Here is a 23,664-nt window from a genome sequence, read left to right on the forward strand (position 1 = left end):
CAAGTCCCCTTTACTATATTAATTGTTCGATTAGGCGCACTTCATCCCAAATTTCAATGCCTAAGCTTTGGGCTTTTTCAAGCTTCGAGCCAGCATCTTCTCCGACAATTACAAGGTCTGTTTTTTTACTTACACTCCCTGCAACCGTACCACCTAACTGTTCTATTTTCGCCTTTGCTTCGTTACGTGTCAATTGCTGCAATTTACCTGTCAGTACAATTGTTTTTCCTGCAAAAGGATTTGCCCCTGCTTCCACGACAACTTTCTTGCCTTTATAGGACATATTTAAGCCAAATCCTTTTAGGCGTTCGATTAATTGCTGTACTTGCTCGTTTGCAAAATACGCTACGATCGATTCAGCCATTTTATCGCCAATTTCATGAATATCTTTCAATTCCTCTTCTGTAGCGACCATTAGTGCATCGATTGTTTCAAAATGAGCTGCCAAAATCTTGGCTGCTTTTTCCCCAACATGACGGATACCAAGACCGAATAGTAATCGTTCCAGCGAATTTTCCTTGGACTGAATCAGCGCTTCAACTAAATTGGTCGCCGATTTCTGTCCCATTCGCTCCAGATTAATCAGTTGCTCTACTGTAAGCTCATATAGTCCCGCTACATCTTGAATATAGTCTTCGCGCAGCAGCTGTTCGACTACCTTCTCACCAAGACCGTCGATATTCATCGCATTACGTGATACGAAATGTTTCACACCTTCCGCAATTTGTGCAGGACATTGAGGATTCACGCAACGCAGTGCTACATCAGTATCGATACGTACAACTTCTTCATCACATGCAGGACAATGTGTCGGCATCTTATATGGTACAGCGTCATCAGGGCGTTGTTCCAGAACGACTCCGACGATTTGCGGAATAATATCCCCTGCTTTTCGTACGATGACCGTATCATCAATTCGAATATCCTTTTCACGGATCAGGTCCTCATTGTGCAATGATGCACGGCTTACAGTAGTTCCCGCAACAAGTACCGGTGTTAAAATCGCTGTTGGAGTAATAACACCCGTGCGACCTACCGTCAGTTCGATATCCAATAATTTTGTGATAACTTCTTCAGCCGGGAACTTGTAGGCAATTGCCCAGCGAGGCGATTTTGCTGTAAAGCCAAGCTCATCTTGATGGGCATAGCGATTTACTTTGATAACGATTCCATCAATTTCATATGATAAATTTGGGCGCGCTTCTGTCCACTTCTCTATAAACGCCAAAACGTCCTCAATTGTTTCGCAATACTCGCGTTCTTTATTTGATGGAAAACCTAGCTCCTCCAAATACTTGAGCATTTCCCAATGCCCATCGATTCCATAGCTTTCTCCGTCTCCGCCGACTGCATAAATAAATGTCGATAAATTTCGGCTTGCTGCGATTTTCGGATCTAATTGACGCAATGATCCTGCTGCCGCGTTTCGAGGATTTGCAAATAGCTCTTCTCCGTTTTCCGCACGGCGTTCATTCAGTTTCTCAAAAGATTTTTTCGGCATATAAGCTTCACCGCGTACTTCCAATGTTACGGGTTCTTTTAGACGCAATGGGATGGCCCTAATTGTTTTCAGGTTTGCTGTAATGTCTTCCCCTACTGTTCCGTCACCACGTGTAGCGCCTTGTACAAATACCCCGTTTTCATAGCGCAAAGATATGGCTAAGCCATCAATTTTCAGTTCACATACATATGAGTAATTTTTGCCGATTGCCTGCTCGATTTTCCGGTCAAAATCACGCAAATCTTCTTCATTGAAAGCATTCGACAAACTGAGCATCGCTGTTTCATGCGTTACCTTTTTAAAGCCTTCCAACACCGTGCCACCGACACGCTGAGTAGGAGAATCAGGATAAATAAATTCCGGATTTGCTTCTTCCAATGCGATAAGCTCATGTAAAAGCTGATCATATACACTATCTTCTACTATCGGTTTATCCAGTACGTAATACGCATAGCCATACTCATGAAGAAGCTTGTTCAATTCCGCAATTCTTTGTTCTATTTCATTCATCCAATGTTCCTCCTAAGCTTTCGTAATCGGCGCAAATTTTGCTAATAGACGTTTTATTCCAGTTGGAGATGGGAAAGCGATATCCAGTTCCATACCATCCCCTTCACCTTTTACGCTTACGACCATACCGACACCCCATTTACCATGGGCAGCTTTGTCGCCTACTTTCCAGTCAAACTTATCGCCGCCTGTTGAATTCAGACGTGATGTCTGGGAAGCAGGTGCCTGCACACCTCCTAATGAACGCTTCGGCATACGGTCATAACGGTTCGATTTAAATGGTAATGAATCATCACGATAAGATGTAGTATTTGCTTTTGAAACTTGCTCTAACACATTTTCATCAATTTCACGTAAAAAACGTGATGGGGCATTGTAGCCTGTACGGCCAAATATTGTACGGGAGCCCGCACAAGATAAGTAAAGACGCTGTTCTGCCCGAGTTGCACCGACATACATTAAGCGGCGTTCTTCGGCCATTTCATCTTCACTTTCCAATGAACGTGAATGCGGGAAAATATTTTCCTCCATCCCGATAATGAACACAACAGGGAATTCCAGCCCTTTTGCGGCATGCATCGTCATTAAAATGATCGTACCTTTCGCTTTTTCCTCTTCATCTAAAGAATCAATATCAGCAATGAGTGCAAGATCCGTTAAAAATGCCACTAATGACTGGTCTTCACTGCGCGCTTCAAAAGCCTGGGTTACTGTTAAAAATTCTTCGATATTTTCAAGTCGGCTTTCCGCTTCAATCGATTTTTCCGCTTTCAGCATTTGACGGTATCCTGATTTTTCAAGCACTTCTTCCACAATCTCTGTTACCGATAGTTCATGCTGACGTTCGCTCAATGAACGAATCATATTATAAAAATTTTCAGCGGAATTGGCTGCCCTCCCTGAAAGCCCCATAAATACAAGCTCACCCATCGCATCGAAAATTGAGCGGTCGCGTTCCATCGCATAAACAAGCATTTTATCAAATGAAGTCGCACCAATCGCACGTTTTGGTTCATTGATAATTCGAGCAAGTGACAAGTCATCATCATTGTTTGCAATTAAACGTAAGTAAGCAAGCAAATCTTTAATCTCTTTTCGGTCATAGAACTTTGTACCGCCAACGATTTGGTAGTTCATATTCGATTTTACGAGCACATCCTCGATTACACGTGACTGTGCGTTCGTACGATATAAAATAGCAAAATCATCCAGTTTGTAATCTTCATCCTTCATGAGTTTTTGAATCGTGCGTACGACATACTGCGCTTCGTCCTGCTCATTGCCAGCTTTATAAAGCTGGATCTTTTCACCTTCCGGATTTTCTGTTCGCAGTACTTTTTTATAGCGGTCTTTATTCTTTTCAATGACACTGTTTGCTGCTTGTAAAATTCGCTTTGTTGAACGGTAGTTTTGCTCAAGCATAATAACTTTTGCTTCTTTGTAATCTTTTTCAAACGATAATATATTCGAAATATCGGCACCGCGCCAACGATAGATCGACTGGTCAGAATCCCCGACAACACAAATATTGCGGAATTTCTTCGCCAGCAATTGCACGAGCAAATATTGGGATTTATTCGTATCCTGATACTCATCAACATGAATATACTGGAATTTGTTTTGGTAAAATTCAAGCACGTCCGGCGCTTCATTGAATAGACGGATTGTCAGCATAATTAAATCGTCAAAATCGAGACTTTGATTTTGTCTTAATCGTTTCTGATAGCCTTTATATACTTGTGCGACAATCTTTTCGAACGGGTTATGCGGATTCATATTCGCTTCAAAGCCGTCCACAGTAATGCATTCGTTTTTTGCCGAACTGATTGTATTTAAAATAGCACGCGGATCATATTTTTTCGGATCGATATTATCCTGCTTTAATATATTTTTTATAACCGTCAGCTGATCTGAACTATCTAAAATTGAGAAGCTTTTCGAATAGCCGATCCGGTCAATATTACGTCGCAAAATGCGCACACACATTGAGTGGAATGTAGATACCCACATGCTTTCCGTTGTTCCGTTTCCTAAAATCCCGTCAATTCGTTCACGCATTTCGCGGGCAGCTTTATTTGTAAACGTAATGGCCAGAATTTTAGAAGGATACACTTCGCGCTCAACGACTAAATAGGCTATACGGTGAGTCAGCACCCGTGTTTTTCCAGAACCGGCACCTGCCATGATCAGAAGCGGGCCTTCAGTTGTTTTCACCGCTTCAGCTTGCTGTGGATTCATTCCCGCTACTAAATTTTTTGCTATATGCTCCATATTGCACCTTCCTATCCAAAGAACATTTGTTCCTATTATATAACACTTTTTACTGCTTGTACGGTTTTTAATGCCGCTTTTAAATCATCATAAATAATATTTCCGACAACTATAGTATTGGCATGTGCTGCCATTTCCTTCGCTTGTTCTACCGACGTAATGCCGCCTCCATAAAAGAGCTTTGTTTCATTTAGAACTTCGGCTGTTGCTTTCACCATTTCGATATCACCGTATGCACCGCTGTACTCTAAATAAAAGATCGGCAATTTAAAGTAATTTTCCGCCATTCGTGCATAGGCCACTACATCCTCCACCGTTAAATCCGTTTTTGCATCTGTCACCTGTGCTACTTTACAATCCGGATTCAGTACACAGTAGCCCTCTGCTACAAGCTCTTCCCAAATCAGTACATCGCCGTATTCTTTAATCGCTTCATGGTGCAGATCTTTCACCCATTTTGTATCACGGCTATTCAATACGGAGGGAATGAAGTAATAGTCATATCCCGGTGTAATGCTGTCCACATTTGAAATTTCAAGCGCAATCGGTACTGAAAAACGACGGACGCGAACGAGCAAATCCAAAACGCCATCCAATGTCACATCATCTGTCCCGCCAACTAATATAACATCCGTACCCGATTCGCAAATCTGCTCTAATGCTTCGTCCGAGATTTCCTTTGCGGGGTCCAGTTTAAATACATGTCTCCAGTTTAAATATTCCATGAATAAATCCACCTATTCTCAAAAATTTTATATAGAACTTTTCATTATCTTAGTTTTTATTGACCATCTCTTAGTATAACGAAAATCGATGAAATATTAAAAGACTGAGCGGGTGAATCTGCTCAGTCTTTTAAGCTTGCTCATATATTTATGATTGGGCGCTTCTTTACTTTGACGTAAATGGCTTTTCGTCCGGATAAAGACGGCCCAGCATTTCATCATAAGTGTCATTTCCGTAATCAAAGCAACGACGTACACGGGAAATTGTTGCTGTTGAAGCACCAGTTTCCTTTTTAATTGTTTCATACGTTTTTTTCAAACGTAATAAATGTGCAACTTCAAATCGCTGTGCCAATGATTGGATTTCACTAATCGTGCACAAGTCATCGAAAAATTTATAGCATTCCTCAATATCTTTTAACTCTAGAACAGCTTTAAATAACTGATCTGTTTGATGACCGCGAATTTTTTCAATTTGCATGTGCCCACCATTTCCTCTCTACTCTGAATATATAACAGATGCCGCTAAACCGGGAGATGTTGGTACGAAATGTATCCATGTCTTTCCTTGAACTAACTTTACTTCCGATCCATCTTCTTCAACTGCCACGAGCAGGCCATCTGCATTTTTCCATTTTACTTCACGTATCGTCCCAGCCTGGGCTATATACGCGTTGCCGCCACCTGTAATTGTAATCTCGCGTCGACCCGCGCTATCTACAATTCGATGAGGCATTTCAAAAAATAAAATATTGGCTAATTCGATGGATTCATTTGTTTCGTAATCGATTGTTTCTACATTTGCAGAATAACGCTTGTACTGATTCGTTTCGGCATTGTAAACATACTGACTGTTAAATGAACCGCTATTATTATATTTCATCGATACTTCATTAGCCGTTGTTCCTATTTTAACACTATCTTCGGCTTCATAGAATGGGTAGGACACTTTTTTCTGATAAAGTAGTGAAGTCCCCGTTTTTTCGGCACCGGCCTTTACATTTTCACCCGAAATATAGGAATTGTGCGGAGCCACCCGTGTTGATGAACGCTTGAAGTAAGTACCATCATAGTGCATTCCATTAATATTATCGACAACTCTTCGTTCAAGCATCGATTTCGCTTCAGGACTGTATCCGTGTGCAATATAAAATGCGTCCAGTCCTTTTGCGATATCAACGAAGTACGATCGCGCACTGCGAATCGGTCCGATAGATTCAGGAAGTTCAGACTGGTAAAGTGCTAAAAAGCGTGTCACATCACCTTCCGCCAGCATTTCATATACAACATCCGCCTGTGCAAGTCCAGATTGCGGACGTGCTTGCGGATGATTATTAATCGTTGCAAGTATTGGGCGCATCGTCACTTCTTCTGCCACACGTTCCCCTGTAAATGGTGTAACAAATGGCAAAATTTCTTCCGCCTCCGCTACGATAATATCTTTCTCTACCTCTGTTTCTTCTATCTCTACAACAGGCTCCTCTGTTTGTTCTTTATCGGAACAACCTGCCGTTAAGGTTATGCCTAATAGCGCTAACAAAAATATACTGCGTTTCATATCGTGCTACTCCTCTCATTTTTTTCGGTTTATCGCATTACAGCAGGTAGCATAACCTTATTTTTCATGACATCAAAAATCCCACGTGTCGTAATTCGAATATATGGTAAATGTGTCGATTGTAAAAACAGCAATGTATAAATTGCATCTGTATGGTGATAACCACGTTTTTTCAAAGCACTCTTTAATGCAAGTTCCAGCGGTATTACTTCATCCACTGACCCATCATATATAGAACCAGCCAATGTTAATGGAATACTTGTTACAATTTGATTGTCTTCAACAAGTACAATCCCGCCATTCATTTTCTTCAGTTCCTGGAATGCATGCTGCATATCCTGTACCGATTTTCCGATTAAAATAATATCTCCAGTATTGGAATACGATGAAGCAAATCCTTTTACATGTGTCGCAAATCCTTTGATCATCGAGTTGATACGCCATTTTCCATTGCGGTCGACAAGCATTAAATAGCTCTCATCATGTGCTGTAGATAATGTATGATGATATCCGAGATTTTTTATACTATACGGCTTTGTGATCACATCATTCACCATTTCAACGCCAATCGGCATCGAGAATTGAAAATCTCCATCATGCAAATCAAAATCGATTTTCAAATCACCAAATAGTGATAGGTCCACAGCCGGAAATGCTTTCAAATCCTTATTGTCTCTCTTAAGCCATACGCCTTTTGATATGACTGCTTCAGGTGTCGGCGAATATTCGTCCGCTAAAATATTAATATTTGCATATCGCCCTGTAGCAAGCAGTCCGTGCAGATTTGTCATATTATAATAGCGCGCAACATTATAACTTGCCATATTATAGGCATCAACCGGACGCACACCAGCTTCAAGGGCTGCACGTATACATTTATCCATCACACCATCTTCATGGAAACTTGGTGTGGATCCATCTGTCGTCATCATCAACTGATCAAATATTTCGTAGCCTTTATCGACCACCGCTTTTAATAATAGCGGTAAATCCGGGCGAATAGAAGAGTAGCGGAGAGTAACAGCATAACCATGCTGCAAGCGCGCTTCAATATCTTCAATCGTCATGGATTCATGATCACCATCGACTCCAAGTAAACGCATTTTAGCTAATGTTTTTTCAGATGCTCCCGGTAAATGTCCTTCGATTTTTTTCCCTTTATGCTTAGCTGCCTGAATCCAGTAAAGCATTTGGTCATCCCCACGCATTAGACGAGGCCATCCTGTCAGCTCTCCGCCAAGCAGTACGTCATGACGGTCAAGCCATTCCAATACTGAGGCATTTGAGTATAGTTCCCTTTCATTTTCAAGCTCTGTTTGCGAATCAAAGCGACTCCACCAGTAAAATGAAAACGGCAATTTGGCAAGCTCGTCCATAAAAGAAAACGCTTTCTTATTTTTCATTAAAGAAACAAGTGTCATATTGTCTGAAATGAATGTGGTTGTGCCGGTCTGTGCACTAAATTCTGCGAAACTGTGAGGGTTGTACAATTGGAATGGATGCACATGCGGCTCAATATAGCCTGGTACTACTACTTTTCCAGCGAGATCAACAACCTCTGTTCCTTCAATATTTGCAGGCAGTTCCTTCCCTACATAAACGATGCGGTCATTGGATATCCAGATGTTTCCCGTTGCCCAACTTTTCATCATACTATGTAAGTACTTTGCATTTTTTAAAACTAGACTCGGAGCAGCATGCCCATCAATGATACTAACTTGCTCTCTAATACTATTTAACTTCCAACTAATTTCCGGCATATTCTGCACTCCTTTCAACTTTCTCACCATAATATAAGGACGTTCATAACTTTTCCAAGATGCTTATACCAGCTCTAAAAAATATACTGCTGCGATTCAAGTAGCTTCAGCAATTGTCGTTAACAGCTGCTGAAGCTAGATTAATGCGTATCGATTTAAAAGAAGAACACATACTTAATTCAATATATTTTGCTTTATGTAGGCAATTGCTACAATATTCCTTTTGGTGAATTAATCGTAACATAGCACTTTCATAAAGCAAAGTGTTTCCAAAATAATTTTGAAATTTTCTAAAAAAAGGAGTGAACGACAATTGCTAACCCCTAATATTTCCGAAACAAACGCTTTTATCCGTATGATGTGCGGTGTTGCGATGACCGCTTTCGGTGTCGGGAGAATCGCTCATAAACCACAATGTACGGTTGGTAAAATGATGATTGTTGCCGGTTCGATGAAAGTGGCGGAAGGATATTATCAATATTGCCCAGTCGTTGCAATGGCCAAATCAGAACAGATGAACGAAATGATGCCCGTCAATGATTAAGAGATGGATCTAGGGTATATGGAATAATTTTATGTAAGTAAAGTAGCAATAAATTAAAAAAGCGCTATATCGATTGAAAGAATATAGCGCTTTCGGGTTTAAAGGTTTCAGTAATAACTTATATGCGTTTATGAAATTGTAATACCAGCACTTGCCGTACCTGTCAGTGCAGCAGCTATTGTAACTCCTGTTCCAGCAATTGAGTAAACCATTAATAAACGGTCGCCTTGTGCAACAGGAACCGGTGGCACATTTGCTGATCCGTAAGATGTTTGGCCAATAGAGATAAGCCCTTCATATGGTGGTGTCAACGTAACTCTAGCATTTGTAGCAGTGAATACTGAACTTCCTGCAGGTGCACGGTATATTTGAGCTGTAACAGATACCGATCCTAAACCAAGGTCAAGGGCAGCTAATGCAGTGAATGATGCAGAGATTGCTGTAATACTACCATTACGTGGAACCGCGAACGCTTCAGTAACAATACCAGACAAGTCAATTGTATTCCCTAAAATTGTAATTCCAGGAACCGCAGTACCAAATCCAATCAAACTCGTTGTACCAACTAGTCCTCCGACAAGCGTAGTTAAAACAGCTGGTGTAATACCGGAAGAGAATGGAATGATCGACCCTGTATTTGGTGGTGTACAGCCTGGTCTTACAGCTCTGAAAGGCCCTAAGTTCACGCAATTTGATCCACATGGGTGTAAATTACTCATATTCATACTTTTAGAACACATACACATATTTTTCACCTCCTTCGCAATTATTCTATTCACCAATCAATAGAATCAAAGGGCAATTAACTAGTAATCAAATTTTGTCATTCAGTTTTTTACATGAGTCAAACGTCAGCTTGTTCGGGCAAAAAAAATAAAATCATCCTAGTGAAAGGATGATTTTAAAAAGCTTTTCTATTTATTTCCGGAAAATATTAAAGAACGAGGAATTCCATTGTTTCTTTGTCTTTTCTTCCCCAGAATCTGAATTATCCGTACTTTCTTCAACCGTTAATTCCATACTTTCCAGCTGCTCTTCATCCCATATTGAACTGCCTTCGTTTGTTTCATCTAAATCAACTGTTTGTAACTCTTCAATTACAACAGACTCAACTTCAAGAAGTTGAGGACTAACGATACTACTTTCAGTTACGTTCTTAATGAGAGCTGGAGGCGTTTCTTCAGGATCATTCGCTGACTCAGAGTCGTCTGAAACTTTATTTAAAGTCGGTAAAAAGGCTGCATCACCTTTTGATGATTTAGTTGGTTTGAGCGAAGCTTTATTTAAAGAAGTCCTACTTACACTTTGATGTGGTGGATGGTAATTTTTTTGGAAATAATGCTGGTTAAAATAGCGTTCATCAACTTGATCTGCTTTATATTCAATCTGTTCTTCCGCTTTCGGTTTTTCTTCCTCTTTTTGCAGTTGGATTACTTGATTTGTTAAGTTTCTCAACTGCATATATGAAGGCTGATTTGGTAAAGCAGGTGCAGGTGCGCTTTCCTTAGTCCCGTTCTGAAGATATCTCATCGTACTATCAAGCTTTGGAGCACTAGTTTCTTCTACTAACGGCTGCACTTTAATTTCCGCTTCCGCCTTTTCCTCTTTTACACCATTTAACTTCTTCGATATTAAAATAATTTCTTTCCCCATTTTTTCAACCGTCTTAGTCAATGCAGCAATCTGCATTTCAAATTGTTTCGCTTGCTCTTCATAAATAACCGTTTGTGTTTGTTGTTTTTCTTCCATTGTTTTCGTTAATTCTTCAATATAGGTTAATTGGCTTTTTAATGCTTCAAATTCATTTTTCATTACTTGGAAATCTTCAAACGATGTCCCCATTTTCAATGTCATCAATGTATTTCTGTACCCAGAGATTTTTAATTTCAACTTTTCAATTTCCTGGAGAGTATAGGTTGTGGATTCTTCCATTTCATTCACCACCTTTCAATCCGCATCTCCTCATATTTTATTGACGTTAACTCATGTATGTGACAAACACTTCACCTTTGCTGTTGTTTTTAATTAAAAAGTCACAAAAATAGGCTATGATCAACTATCGGCTGAACATCGCCTAATTCTGGAATTCCCATCAGCTAAACTATTTCTTTGCCTATGCACTTCTATTTAAGCGTCATAAAATACAAACGAAAGATAAAAATATAGAAGGAGGTGACAAGAACAATGAAGGAAAAAATGCCAACGCAACAAGAACTTATCTGTATTAATGTGGAAAAGGTGTATGACTGGGTTGTGAAAGATATGTCTTTTGAATTCACTCCAACAAGCCCAATCACGTTTCCTGGCTTACCAGTAGATGCAGTTGTCGGAGGAGCTCAAGTTACATGCCAAGTAGTACCAGCAGCAGTTAACCCTGTTGTTATTATGAGCCGTGAAAACCGTACATTTACGATTGACGGAACATCTGTTTATTTACAACAACTTATGATTCAAAAGAACTTCACTGTGACAATTTGCATCACATTAGCGAATGGAACAACTTACACAAGTAACGGCTTTGAAATTTCACGCTGCGAACATGTTGTAATGTGTGCACCTAAAGGGACAAATGTTGATGTAACATATACAGATCTTGATTGCTTCGTATGCTCAACTGGTCCATTCTTCAACAACGGGGACGGTACAATTACATTTGAGAATCTATCACTTTCAATCGCAGTTTGCCAAAGCATTCAATCAACATTCCCAGTAACAGTAGAATTTTTGGCAGACTACTGTGAACCACGAGCAGATTTACCATTTGCTTGTGCACCAGCATCTCGCCCTAACAACTGTGCTGTTGTTTTCCCATAATATTATGAATCAGTGTTATCACCAACTTCATCGTCATATAATAAAGAAAGGGAGAAACACCCTTTCTTTATTTTGCTTACATAAGCAAATAAAATTTAACCGTAAGGAGGAGGCATTTCCAGTGCCCAAACGCTCCCACCCTTTCGAAATAAAGTTAAATGCGCTGCAAAATCAAACCCAAACTTATCTCCACGAAATAAAAGAACTCATCGGAAAACTTCCTAACTCCAACAATACCAAGGTTATTAGTTATTTTACTTCCACTTTTAATATATCCCATCAATTAGATCAGGAGAGTTTATGTTTAGGCTCTTATCATATTTACAATATCGGTAATGAACCATTACTAAACCCTTCTATTTGTATAACGTTGCCTGAATCATCCCCTTTTTCATTTAGTGGCCGGTATGTACACGAAAAGCTCCAACAACGGCTAACAGGGCAGAATGAATGGCTGCGATTCTCAAAAACACCAAACAAAAACGAGTACTGGCTTAAACCAGTGAGCAAAACATCAATCGAACCGAATGAAATCATTTCTTTTACAAATTTCCAGATAAGATGGTCTCCAAATAAATCTTATGCTGGGAGTATTACAGGCTTTACTTATTGTGACCAGTTTCAAGATGGGGTTGCTGTTGTAAACCCTATTAATTTAAGTGTCATTCATTTGGAACAGGAGGAAACAACATAAACGAATTTGAAGATAAACAAGAACAATCTGAAGTACTACCAATCGAAAAGATATTAAAGCAATTCATGAAAGAACATTTTTCATCGATAAAAGATGAGCTTCAGGAAAATAATAATAGCTTCATTTTTCTTGAAAAAAGTTCACTTAATTTATTATTGGCCTATTTGTTATCAAACAATAAATATGAAACTTCATCCCCTGTGAATGAAGAAGATGAAAAAAAAGCTGTGGAAAAAATAAATCAGCTCATTAATGAAAATGAAAAAGAATTTCAGGAGATTATAGGCTTACTGAAAGATATGACATGATAGGAGGGATTCATGTGGATATTGAAAGTGTGAAAAATAAGGACGTACTACAACTGCAGCAAACTATCATCTTTTTAAAATCAGAAATCGCGAAATATCAAAACGAGATATCCACCCTACAAAGTATGGACTATTATTCAATGGTAAATAGTCTAGAGCAGGAACTCAGTCAGTTAGTAAACGAGAAAAAAGAACTTTCAATGGAACTCATGATGATGAGAAAAAGCTTTGAAAAAGAGCTAAGCGAGCTGCATGAAAATATTCAGTTACGCGAAGAGCAAAGAATAAAACTGATTTCTTCCATTGAATCACTCGTGGAAAAAAAAGAAAACTTACAGAAAGAAAACAAACAATTAAAAGAAACAATCGAAAAAACAGCTAAAGCCGAAATTCCTGCTGTCCGTTCAGAAAACTATATCCAGACGGTTGAAGAACTGGATAATTTGCTGCGTTCATTCATGACCAACAACAACGAACAGCTAACTTCTCTGCGTGATACGATCAATCAACAACACGACCTATTAAAGGATATTAAAAATAAAAATGATGAAATTCAATTTACTCTTGAAGAAATGGCACAAATCAAAGAAACTGAACATAGTAATTATTCGCCAACCGATGAACAGTCCAGGACCCGAATCAACCTGGAAAACCAGCTTCAAAATTTATTCATTCAAGCTACCAGTTTTGAAACAGAGCTTGACGAAAAATTACGTATTCTGGATGAATTTGATGACAAGTTACTATTACTCGCCATGGAGATTGAGAAACATAAAAAAGGCGATATTTAGCAGCCAACTTAGAGAATAGGAAAGGCGACACGTTTAAACGTATCGCCTTTCTTTTATTTAAACGTTCTCCATCCAATATCCCCACGGAAGAAGAAGTTCGTCCACTCTTTTTTCGCAAGCTCAGCATATACTTTTTCCTGCGCTCCCTTTAAATCCGCTGCTTCAGCTGCGACTAGTAGTACACGACCACCGTTCCCAACGAACTGGCCATCTACCAGCTTCGTACCTGCATGAAATACTGGTAGTTCGATGTCATTTAAGCTAGGAAGTGCATTGCCTTTTACTACATCACCTGGATAGCCTTCAGCTGCAACTACAACACCTAGCATTGCTGCATCTTTCCATTGTAGATCAAATGGTTTTTCTTCCATTAAATTAATCATAAATTCACCGAAGTCAGATGCCATTCGTGGTAATACAACTTGTGTTTCCGGATCACCGAAACGTGCGTTAAATTCGATGACTTTCGGACCTTTAGACGTTAAAATTAAGCCAGCATACAGGATACCGGTGAATGATACACCTTCTGCATCCATTGCTTTTACTGTTGGTTCTACGATTGTGTCGTATGCCACTTTAACAATGTCTTCAGAAATTTGCGGTACCGGTGAATAGGCACCCATTCCGCCTGTATTTGGCCCTTTATCGCCGTCATATGCACGCTTATGATCTTGTGCGATGACCATAGGATAAATTTGCCCTTTATGTACAAAACTCATGAAGCTGAATTCTTCGCCATCCAGGAATTCTTCCACAACAACACGCGAAGAAGAATCGCCAAAACGCTGGTTACCGATCATATCTTCCACCGCTTCAATTGCTTCTTGTTCTGTCATTGCTACAATTACACCTTTTCCGGCAGCTAACCCATCCGCTTTAATAACAATTGGCGCACCTTGCGCTTTAATATAAGCTACTGCTTTATCAGCTTCTGTAAATGTTTCGTGCGCTGCAGTCGGAATATTATATTTGTTCATAATCTCTTTTGCATAAGATTTCGACCCTTCAATTTTTGCCGCTGCTTTTGTTGGACCGAAAATAACCAAGCCCTGCTCATTGAAGTAGTCAACGATTCCTTCTGCTAATGGCTGCTCGGGACCTACAAATGTTAAAGCCACATCATTTTCTTTTGCAAACTGTGCAAGCGCTGCGAAATCCAGTGCATCAATTGCAACCACTTGTGCATCTTGCGTCATTCCCTCATTTCCTGGTGCTACGAATACCTTTTGTACAGAAGGTGCATTGTTGAATTGCTTCGCGATCGCATGTTCACGACCACCACTACCGATTACAAGAATGTTCATATTAGCTTCCCCTTTTATAGAAATTTGGATAAAAAAAACGCCCGCCAAATTTTAGGCGAGCGTTTTTCATTAATGGTCGTTTACACTGCGCTACCCGACCAAAAGTAGTGCTGTGCATCTTACAATCAATGATTATTTTATTATTAACAGCGTATCTCCCGGCCAAAGTCGATACAGTTGTTAATAAAATTAGGTTACGATGGGGACCCGGCCAAGAATCACCCAATCGTCTTATTTACCCCTCTCCCGGCCAGAAAGAAGAATAAATAAAGCATTTGCAAACGCTTCTGCTAACGTCCGGCCAGAACATTAGCGAAACTTTATTCTATTATAACGTAAATTTAATAATTTCTCTACTGCTAACTTATTAATTAATGTTTAAAGTGACGAACTCCTGTAAATACCATTGCAATACCGTACTTGTTTGCTGCATCGATTGATTCCTGATCTTTAATTGAGCCGCCTGGTTGAATGATCGCTTTAATACCGGCTTTAGCCGCTGCTTCCACTGTGTCGCCCATTGGGAAGAATGCATCCGAAGCCAATGCCGCGCCCTGTGCTTTTTCCCCAGCTTGTTCAAAGGCAATTTTCGCTGCGCCAACACGGTTCATTTGACCAGCACCAACACCTAATGTCATTTGTTTATCCGTAACAACAATGGCGTTTGATTTTACATGCTTCACAACTGCCCAGCCCAGTTTTAATGCTTCCCACTCTTCTTCTGTCGGTTCACGGTCTGTCACAACTTGAATGTTGGCATCTTTAAAGCCGAAACGGTCCGGCTCCTGTACAAGTAATCCACCTTCAACAGCAACAACATTGAATTGATCCTGCTTTTCCTGTGTGAAGTCGATTGTTAACAGGCGAATATTTTTCTTTTGAGTTAAAATCTCTAATGCCTCTGCAGTAAAGCTTGGCGCAATAATGATTTCAAGGAAAATACCTGATAATTTTTCTGCAGTTGCTTTGTCCACTTCTTTGTTTAATGCGATGATACCGCCGAAAATCGATGTTGAATCTGCTTCGTAAGCCTTGTTGAATGCTTCTTCGATAGTTTCACCAGTACCGACACCACATGGGTTCATATGCTTCACGGCAACCGCTGCAGGCATTTCAAATTCTTTCACGATTTGCAATGCTGCATTTGCATCCTGGATATTGTTGTACGATAATTCTTTACCGTGTAATTGAGTTGCATAGGCAATCGAGAAATCCGAACCTAAACGTTTTGCATAGAATGCCGCTTTTTGGTGAGGGTTTTCACCATAGCGTAATGTTTGCTTCAGTTCATATGTTAACGTCATATTTTCCGGGAACTCTTCGCCAATTGCATTTGATAAATGATTGGAAATGTACGAATCATATGCAGCTGTATGGCGGAATACTTTTGCTGCTAAACGACGACGTGTTGTTAATGTCGTTTTTCCATCTGCCTTTAATTCTTCCAATACAGCAGAATAGTCATTTGCATCAACAATTACCGTTACATAATCATGGTTTTTTGCTGCCGAACGTAGCATTGTCGGACCGCCAATATCGATGTTTTCAATTGCATCATCCCAAGATACATCCGGTTTTGAAATCGTTTCGACGAACGGATATAAGTTGACACATACAATTTCTATTGGGCGGATGCCATGTTCGTTCATTTGCGCAACATGGCTTGGCTCATCAAACTTACCTAATAGACCGCCATGGATCATCGGATTTAATGTTTTTACACGGCCATCCAAAATTTCCGGGAAGTTTGTTACTTCATCTACTGCTGTTACCGGAACATTGTTTTGTTGTAATAAACTTTTTGTTCCACCTGTAGAAAGTACTTCATAGCCAAGAGCTACCAATTCTTTTGCAAATTCTAAAATACCATTTTTATCTGAAACACTAATAAGTGCACGTTTCGTCACGATTAGGTCCTCCAATTCATTTTTTCGGTGAGCAATGCCCTCACAGGAGCGGCTCATGCGAATTTACTTATTTGTGTTGAATAATTGCTGTAATGTTTTCGTATATAGCGCATGTTCTAATTTATGTATACGCTCTTCTGTCGCTTCACGGTTACCATCGACAACGTCAACTGCTCCTTGCGAGATAATCTTTCCCGTATCCATTCCCGCATCAACAAAGTGAACCGTCACACCCGTAACTTTTACGCCATGAGTCATTGCCTGACCAATGGCATCTTTCCCGGGAAATGATGGCAGCAGCGACGGATGAATATTGATAATCCGATGCTCATAAGCCGATAACAATGTTTCCCCTACAAGGCGCATATAACCTGCTAATATAATCCATTCAATCTCTCGTTCTTTTAACAGTTCAACAAGTTTTGATTCATAAGATGCCTTGTCGGCAAAGGTTTTCGGTGCAAGCTCCGTAACAGGTATACCGAATTTTTGTGCACGTGTTACAACAAAAGCACCTGGCTTATCCGTAACTACCAGTTCGATCGTCGCATTAAGTTCACCGCGACTAATCGCTTCCTGGATGGCCTGAAAGTTACTACCGCTTCCAGATGCGAATACGGCAATTTTCGTACCCATTACACTAAGCTCCCATCATGTTCGCCGTTGAATATAACACCTTCACCGTTTACAACGCGACCGATTGTGTAAGCTTTTTCACCTTCAGCTTCCACTGCTGCGATCACTTTATCTGCTTCACTTGCTGGAACTGCAATAACAAAGCCGATTCCCATGTTGAATACGTTATATAAATCTTTGTCCGCTAATGCACCTTTTTCTTTTAAAAATTCAAAGATGCGCAGCACCGGCCAAGACCCTAATTCAATTTCCGTTGCCAAACCTTGTGGCATCATACGTGGCAAGTTTTCATAGAAACCCCCGCCTGTTACGTGTGCGCAACCGTGTACATCTGCAGCTTTAAGTGCTGCTAAAACAGGTTTTGCATAAAGCTTTGTAGGAACAAGAAGTGCTTCGCCGATTGGGCCAAGATCTTCATAGCCTTCTACTACTGCATCAACCGCAATTTTATTGTCCGCGAACACAATTTTACGTACTAATGAATAGCCGTTTGAATGTACACCACTAGAAGCAAGACCGATTAAAACGTCGCCTTCCACAATCTTTTCCCCTGTAATGATGTCCGATTTTTCACAAGCACCTACAGCAAAACCAGCTAAATCATACTCATCCTCTTCGTAAAGCCCCGGCATTTCAGCTGTTTCTCCACCGATTAATGCTGCACCGGACTGTACACAACCGTCCGCAACACCTTTTACAATCTGCTCAATTTTTGCAGGCTCGGCTTTTCCTACCGCAACATAATCAAGGAAGTAAAGTGGCTCAGCACCCTGTGCAACGATATCATTTACACACATTGCAACACAGTCCACTCCGATTGTATCGTGTTTATCAACCATAAATGCAAGCTTCAGTTTCGTTCCGACACCGTCAGTACCTGAAATAAGAACTGGTTCCTTTAAGTTCAGTGCAGACAAATCAAACATGCCTCCAAAGCCGCCAAACGTTCCCATCACACCTAAACGGTTTGTACGCTCAACATGTGATTTCATACGTTTTACTGCTTCATAACCTGCCTCAATATTTACGCCTGCCTGTTCATATGCTTTTGACATAATGTACTTGCTCCTCCTTAATTTCTAACAGTCTTTTTCATGTGGTAACACTGTGTCCGGGAAAATTTCTGTCGGGTATTTACCTGTAAAGCATGCCACACATAGTCCGCCATTTTCATCTTCAAACGGTCGGTTCGTTGCACGGACCATACCTTCCAGCGATAAAAATGTCAGCGTGTCCGCTTCAATTGCTACCCGTATATCTTCCACACTGTGGCTTGATGCAATCAGCTCTTCATGTGTCGATGTATCGATTCCGTAATAACAAGGGTCTGTCATTGGCGGTGAAGAAATGACTACATGCACTTCTGCCGCACCTGCTTCTTTCAGCATGCGTACAATACGTCTCGATGTTGTACCGCGTACGATTGAATCATCCACCATTACAACACGTTTTCCTTTTACGACTTGTACGACAGGTGAAAGCTTCATTTTTACACCGCGTTCGCGAAGTTCTTGTGTCGGCTGGATAAAAGTACGCCCAACATAGCGGTTTTTAATTAAACCAAGCTCGTATGGAATACCACTCGCTTCAGAAAATCCGATTGCCGCAGAAATAGATGAGTCTGGAACTCCTGTAACGACATCCGCTTCAATATGGGCACATTCTTTTGCAAGTTCTTTCCCCATACGTTTACGTGCCATATGGATATTCACTTCATCAATATTCGAATCAGGACGTGCAAGGTATACATATTCCATTGCGCACATCGTACGTTTGTCCCTTTCAACATAGCTGTCGATTTCAAGGCCATTATTTGAAATGATCAATAACTCCCCAGGTTCCACTTCACGTACGTATTCTGCACCGATTAAATCAAATGCACATGTTTCAGATGCAACTACATAAGAATCCCCTAGCTTACCGAGTGAAAGCGGTCGTAAGCCATTTCGGTCGCGTGCCACAATCATTTGGTCATTCGTCAGTAAAATAATAGAGAAGGCGCCTTTTAATAGAGACAATGCTTCTTTCACTTTTGAACGAAATGGAGAGTGTTTTGATTTTTTAATAAGATGGACAACAACTTCTGTATCGGACGTCGAGTTGAAAATGCTGCCGGAACGCTCTAAAAACTGTTTTAAATGTGTAGCATTCACCAAGTTCCCATTATGGGCAATTGCCAATGAACCAGTTGAAGAACGGAATAACAATGGCTGAACATTCTCCAGCCCCTTGCCGCCTGCTGTTGCGTATCGTACATGCGCAATTGCTGCGTGCCCTACTACTTTACGTAATTTATCTTCATTGAACACGTCATTTACAAGACCTTCGCCGCGTACAGCCTGAAGCTGATTACCGTCAGTTGTGACGATACCAGCTCCTTCCTGTCCGCGATGCTGTAATGCGTGTAAACCGTAATAACTTAAGTGCGCTGCATCTTGGTTGCCCCAAATGCCAAATACGCCGCATTCCTCATTTAAGCCTCTGATTTCAGCAAGCATGGAATTGCTCCTTTCCAGGCAGAACGGAATTCCTCCACAGTACCTTCAACAAGTACACCAGCTTCTCCGCTAATTTTAATGTTCGCGTCGTCTGTTACTGTACCGATTTTTTGTGCGTCTTTTACGATTGTTTCAAAGCCTTCTGCATGTTCAGCTTTCACTGTTACTACAAAGCGTGATTGTGACTCTGAGAATAGAGCCGTCGTTGCAGAACCTGTTAATGCTACGTCTAAACCTAAACCTTTTGCAGCGAATGTTTTCTCCGCCAATGCAACCGCAACTCCACCTTCAGAAACATCATGCGCTGACTGAACTAGTCCTGCCTGAATTGCTTCCAAAATCGATTGTTGACGTGCCGCTTCGACTGTTAAATCGATTGAAGGTGCTTTACCTGAAATGCCGCCTTCAATTAACTTTTGTAATTCAGAACCACCGAATTCTGTTTTTGTATCACCGATTACGTACACAACATCACCGGCAGCTTTAACTTCCTGTGTTGTAACATGCGCTAAATCTTTTACTAATCCAACCATACCGATTGTTGGTGTTGGGTAAACCGCTTCGCCTGAACGCTCATTGTACATGGATACGTTACCGCCAATTACTGGTGCGTCCAGTGCTAAACAAGCTTCCGCAATACCGTCTGCTGATTTTTGAATTTGCCAGAAGATTTCCGGTTTTTCCGGGTTCCCGAAGTTTAGGCAGTCTGTAATTGCAAGTGGTTGTCCACCAGAACATACTATGTTACGTGCTGCTTCAGCAACAGCAATTTTTCCACCAGTTGTCGGATCAAGATAAATATAGCGAGCATTACAGTCTGTCGTCATCGCCAAACCTTTATTTGTACCACGTACACGTAATACTGCGGCATCCGAACCTGGTGCTACAACTGTATTTGTACGTACTTGATAGTCATACTGATCGTAAACCCACTCTTTTGAAGCGATTGTCGGTGCTTTTAAAAGTGCTGTTAACGTTTCTTTGTAATCTGTTACTTTTGGTTCTGCATTTTCCATTGCCTGATATTGTGCAAAGTAAGCTGGCTCAGCATCCGGCATATTATAAACTGGTGCATCTTCAGCTAATGCATCTGCAGGTACTTCTGCTACCACTTCACCTTTGTGAAGTAAACGAAGCATTTTATCTTCTGTTACTTTCCCTACTGCTACTGCATCAAGATCATATTTATCGAAAATCGCTTTAATTTCATCTTCACGGCCTGCTTTTACAACGATCAGCATACGCTCTTGAGATTCAGATAACATCATTTCATAAGCTGACATATTTGTCTCACGTTGAGGAACTAAGTCCAAGTTCATCTCTACACCGGTACCGGCTTTAGAAGCCATTTCTGCTGAAGATGAAGTAAGACCTGCTGCACCCATATCCTGAATACCAACTAATGCATCTGATTTTACAACTTCCAGACAAGCTTCAAGAAGTAATTTTTCCATGAATGGGTCACCAACTTGTACTGCCGAGCGACTTTCTTCAGTATCTTCTGTCAATTCTTCAGATGAGAATGTTGCACCATGAATTCCGTCACGACCTGTTTTCGCACCAACGTACATAACAGTATTTCCAACACCTGCAGCAACGCCTTTTTGAATATCCTTATGATCGATTAATCCGACACACATTGCATTTACAAGCGGATTCCCTTCATAGCAAGGATCAAAAGCAATTTCTCCGCCTACTGTCGGAATACCAATACAGTTACCGTACCCTGCAATACCGGCTACGACTTCTTCAAATAAATATTTGCCGCGCGCTGATTTTAATTCTCCAAAACGTAAAGAGTTCAGCATCGCAATCGGGCGGGCACCCATAGAGAAAACGTCACGGATAATTCCCCCTACACCTGTTGCAGCACCTTGGTATGGTTCAATTGCAGATGGATGGTTATGGGATTCCATTTTGAAAACAACTGCCTGTTCATCACCGATGTCAACAATGCCGGCACCTTCACCAGGGCCTTGCAGTACTTGAGGACCTTTTGTCGGGAATTTACGAAGTACTGGCTTCGATTTTTTATAAGAGCAGTGCTCAGACCACATTACCGAGAAAAGACCTGTTTCCGTCCAGTTTGGAATACGACCTAATTTTTCAATTGCTAAGTCAAATTCCGCATCTGACATCCCCATGTCTGCATAGAGACGTTTTTCCTTAATTTGCTCTGGTGTTGGTTCGAAATTAGTTGTTAACATGCTGTTCCCTCCACTGCTTCACAATTGATTTAAATAGTTTAAGACCATCTGCGCCACCAACGATTTCATTTGCGGCACGTTCAGGATGCGGCATCATTCCGAGTACATTGCCTTCTTTGTTGATGATTCCAGCAATATCCGCTAAAGATCCGTTCGGATTTTCACCTTCATATGTAAAGACAATCTGATTATTCGCTTGTAAAGAAGCTAATGTTTCGTCATCACAGTAGTAGTTGCCTTCACCGTGTGCGATCGGTATATTGATGACTTCTCCTTCTTCATATCCATTAGTAAATAATGTACGGTTGTTTTCAACTTTTAGCTGTACTGTACGGCACATGAATTTCAGGTTTTTATTGCGGATAAGAGCTCCTGGTAACAGCCCAGCTTCCGTTAAAATCTGGAATCCGTTACAAACACCTAACACGGGTTTGCCTTGTGCAGCAAATTCTTTTAAAGCTGACATAATGTTTGATTGGTTTGCCATTGCGCCACAACGTAAATAGTCTCCATATGAGAAACCGCCAGGCACTAATGCCCCGTCAAATCCGTCTAGACTTGTAGCTGTATGCCAAACATATTCTACTTCTTCACCTAGCTCGTCCTTAATCGCATGAAACATGTCGATATCACAGTTAGACCCCGGGAAAACGAGTACTGCAAATTTCATCGTATTATGCCTCCTCAACTTCGTAACGGTACTTTTCAATCACCGTGTTCGTTAATACTTTTTCGCACATTTCTTTAACGATTGTGTCAATATCACGGTCAGTATCTTCGATTGTAACTTCCAAATACTTGCCAATACGTACGTCAGAAACTTCACCATAACCGATTTTTTGCAGTGAGCCTTGAACTGCAGAACCTTGAGGATCCAGGATGCTTTCTTTTAATGTTACATATATTTTAACTTTCTTCATGAGTTAGTTGCCTCCAAGTTTTTGTAATATAATCTCATATACTTCCGTAAGATTGCCTAAATCGCGGCGGAATACGTCTTTATCAAGTTTTTGCTTTGTATTAGAGTCCCATAAACGACAAGTGTCAGGAGAAATTTCATCGGCAAGTAAAATATTGCCGTCTTTATCACGACCAAATTCCAGTTTGAAGTCGACTAACGTTACACCAACAGCAGTAAAGATTGGACGCAGCACTTCATTCACATGCAGTGCCGCATTATATAGCTGTTCTACTTCCTTTGGTGTTGCGATATCCAGCACTTCAATATGCTCTGTTGTAATCATCGGATCACCTAATGCATCATCTTTATAGTAAAATTCGACGATCGGACGCTTAAGCAATGTGCCCTCATCCAAGCCTAGACGTTTAGCAAGGCTGCCTGCAGCAATATTGCGTATAACAACTTCGATTGGAATAATTTCGACTTTACGTACAAGCTGTTCGTTTGCTGAAAGTCTTTTTACGAAATGTGATTCAATTCCGTTTTCTTGTAACTTCTCAAAAAGCAATGTCGTAATTTGATTGTTTAAATTTCCCTTGCCAGCAATCTCGGCTTTTTTCTCGCCATTAAATGCTGTTGCACTATCTTTGTATTCAACAAAAAGTATTTCAGTATCTTCTGTTGTATAAAGTCGTTTTGCTTTCCCTTCATATAAAAGCTGCCCTTTATTCATGA

General features: G+C 40.6%; 22 protein-coding genes. 5 read left to right on the forward strand and 17 right to left on the reverse strand.

What is annotated here, in order from left to right:
* Positions 1-13: 13 nt before the first annotated feature.
* The 6 genes from ligA to MKY51_RS15990 form a co-directional block, all read right to left on the reverse strand.
* Positions 14-2,011 (reverse strand): NAD-dependent DNA ligase LigA, encoded by a 1,998-nt coding sequence (ligA, locus tag MKY51_RS15965; protein ID WP_339173858.1) that lies wholly within the window; start codon positions 2,009-2,011, stop codon positions 14-16.
* A 12-nt stretch (positions 2,012-2,023) separates the two neighbouring features.
* Entirely contained in the window at positions 2,024-4,282 is a 2,259-nt protein-coding gene (gene pcrA, locus MKY51_RS15970) for a DNA helicase PcrA (protein WP_339173861.1), read from the reverse strand.
* Positions 4,283-4,317: 35 nt separating this feature from the next.
* Complete coding sequence (locus tag MKY51_RS15975; protein ID WP_339173864.1) at positions 4,318-5,007, reverse strand: heptaprenylglyceryl phosphate synthase; 690 nt, start codon at positions 5,005-5,007, stop codon at positions 4,318-4,320.
* Positions 5,008-5,173: 166 nt separating this feature from the next.
* Positions 5,174-5,488, reverse strand: a complete 315-nt coding sequence (locus MKY51_RS15980) for a YerC/YecD family TrpR-related protein (RefSeq protein ID WP_008408714.1) — start codon at positions 5,486-5,488, stop codon at positions 5,174-5,176.
* Between the two features lie 18 nt (positions 5,489-5,506).
* Entirely contained in the window at positions 5,507-6,565 is a 1,059-nt protein-coding gene (locus MKY51_RS15985; protein WP_339173868.1) for a DUF3048 domain-containing protein, read from the reverse strand.
* Positions 6,566-6,594: 29 nt separating this feature from the next.
* Positions 6,595-8,325, reverse strand: a complete 1,731-nt coding sequence (locus MKY51_RS15990) for an adenine deaminase C-terminal domain-containing protein (RefSeq protein ID WP_339173871.1) — start codon at positions 8,323-8,325, stop codon at positions 6,595-6,597.
* A 313-nt stretch (positions 8,326-8,638) separates the two neighbouring features.
* On the opposite strand from MKY51_RS15990, the gene MKY51_RS15995 reads away from it, so the two are divergent.
* Positions 8,639-8,869: a DUF2892 domain-containing protein gene (locus MKY51_RS15995; protein WP_339173874.1), complete on the forward strand. Its 231-nt coding sequence runs from the start codon at positions 8,639-8,641 to the stop codon at positions 8,867-8,869.
* A gap of 128 nt (positions 8,870-8,997) precedes the next feature.
* Here MKY51_RS15995 and MKY51_RS16000 read toward each other — a convergent pair whose 3' ends face one another.
* Complete coding sequence (locus tag MKY51_RS16000; RefSeq protein ID WP_339173875.1) at positions 8,998-9,555, reverse strand: exosporium glycoprotein BclB-related protein; 558 nt, start codon at positions 9,553-9,555, stop codon at positions 8,998-9,000.
* Between the two features lie 232 nt (positions 9,556-9,787).
* Positions 9,788-10,801 (reverse strand): hypothetical protein, encoded by a 1,014-nt coding sequence (locus MKY51_RS16005; protein ID WP_339173876.1) that lies wholly within the window; start codon positions 10,799-10,801, stop codon positions 9,788-9,790.
* Between the two features lie 252 nt (positions 10,802-11,053).
* Here MKY51_RS16005 and MKY51_RS16010 point away from each other — a divergent pair, with 252 nt between their 5' ends.
* The 4 genes from MKY51_RS16010 (at position 11,054) to MKY51_RS16025 (ending at position 13,476) form a co-directional block, all read left to right on the forward strand.
* Positions 11,054-11,683 carry a hypothetical protein gene (locus tag MKY51_RS16010; protein WP_339173879.1) on the forward strand — a complete coding sequence of 210 codons (630 nt, stop codon included), beginning with the start codon at positions 11,054-11,056 and terminating at the stop codon, positions 11,681-11,683.
* A gap of 121 nt (positions 11,684-11,804) precedes the next feature.
* Positions 11,805-12,377, forward strand: a complete 573-nt coding sequence (locus MKY51_RS16015) for a hypothetical protein (RefSeq protein ID WP_339173881.1) — start codon at positions 11,805-11,807, stop codon at positions 12,375-12,377.
* 65 nt (positions 12,378-12,442) lie between these two features.
* Complete coding sequence (locus tag MKY51_RS16020; protein WP_339173883.1) at positions 12,443-12,685, forward strand: hypothetical protein; 243 nt, start codon at positions 12,443-12,445, stop codon at positions 12,683-12,685.
* 14 nt (positions 12,686-12,699) lie between these two features.
* A complete protein-coding gene (locus MKY51_RS16025) occupies positions 12,700-13,476 on the forward strand; it encodes a multidrug ABC transporter ATPase (RefSeq protein WP_339173885.1) in 777 nt (258 codons plus the stop codon).
* Between the two features lie 53 nt (positions 13,477-13,529).
* Here MKY51_RS16025 and purD read toward each other — a convergent pair whose 3' ends face one another.
* The 9 genes from purD to purC all read right to left on the reverse strand — a co-directional run bounded on the left by purD (position 13,530) and on the right by purC (position 23,662).
* On the reverse strand, positions 13,530-14,780 hold the full coding sequence (gene purD / locus MKY51_RS16030) for a phosphoribosylamine--glycine ligase (protein WP_339173887.1): 1,251 nt from the start codon (positions 14,778-14,780) through the stop codon (positions 13,530-13,532).
* Between the two features lie 371 nt (positions 14,781-15,151).
* Positions 15,152-16,687 carry a bifunctional phosphoribosylaminoimidazolecarboxamide formyltransferase/IMP cyclohydrolase gene (purH, locus tag MKY51_RS16035; RefSeq protein ID WP_339173890.1) on the reverse strand — a complete coding sequence of 512 codons (1,536 nt, stop codon included), beginning with the start codon at positions 16,685-16,687 and terminating at the stop codon, positions 15,152-15,154.
* A 63-nt stretch (positions 16,688-16,750) separates the two neighbouring features.
* Positions 16,751-17,323, reverse strand: coding sequence for a phosphoribosylglycinamide formyltransferase (purN, locus tag MKY51_RS16040; RefSeq protein WP_339173892.1), 573 nt, complete (start codon positions 17,321-17,323; stop codon positions 16,751-16,753).
* Positions 17,323-18,378: a phosphoribosylformylglycinamidine cyclo-ligase gene (gene purM, locus MKY51_RS16045; RefSeq protein WP_339173894.1), complete on the reverse strand. Its 1,056-nt coding sequence runs from the start codon at positions 18,376-18,378 to the stop codon at positions 17,323-17,325. The genes purN and purM overlap by 1 nt, the downstream gene beginning before the upstream one ends.
* Positions 18,379-18,402: 24 nt before the next feature.
* Positions 18,403-19,821, reverse strand: coding sequence for an amidophosphoribosyltransferase (purF, locus tag MKY51_RS16050; RefSeq protein WP_339173896.1), 1,419 nt, complete (start codon positions 19,819-19,821; stop codon positions 18,403-18,405).
* A complete protein-coding gene (gene purL / locus MKY51_RS16055) occupies positions 19,797-22,028 on the reverse strand; it encodes a phosphoribosylformylglycinamidine synthase subunit PurL (protein ID WP_339173898.1) in 2,232 nt (743 codons plus the stop codon). Before purL ends, purF begins: the two co-directional genes overlap by 25 nt.
* Positions 22,015-22,698 (reverse strand): phosphoribosylformylglycinamidine synthase subunit PurQ, encoded by a 684-nt coding sequence (gene purQ, locus MKY51_RS16060; protein ID WP_339173900.1) that lies wholly within the window; start codon positions 22,696-22,698, stop codon positions 22,015-22,017. Before purQ ends, purL begins: the two co-directional genes overlap by 14 nt.
* 4 nt (positions 22,699-22,702) lie before the next feature.
* The gene (purS, locus tag MKY51_RS16065; RefSeq protein ID WP_339173902.1) at positions 22,703-22,948 is read right to left on the reverse strand and encodes a phosphoribosylformylglycinamidine synthase subunit PurS; all 246 of its coding nucleotides are present in this window, start codon (positions 22,946-22,948) and stop codon (positions 22,703-22,705) included.
* A gap of 3 nt (positions 22,949-22,951) precedes the next feature.
* A complete protein-coding gene (gene purC / locus MKY51_RS16070) occupies positions 22,952-23,662 on the reverse strand; it encodes a phosphoribosylaminoimidazolesuccinocarboxamide synthase (RefSeq protein ID WP_339173903.1) in 711 nt (236 codons plus the stop codon).
* Positions 23,663-23,664 lie beyond the last annotated feature (2 nt).

The organism is Solibacillus sp. FSL R5-0691, from assembly GCF_037974225.1.
GTDB lineage: Bacteria > Bacillota > Bacilli > Bacillales_A > Planococcaceae > Solibacillus.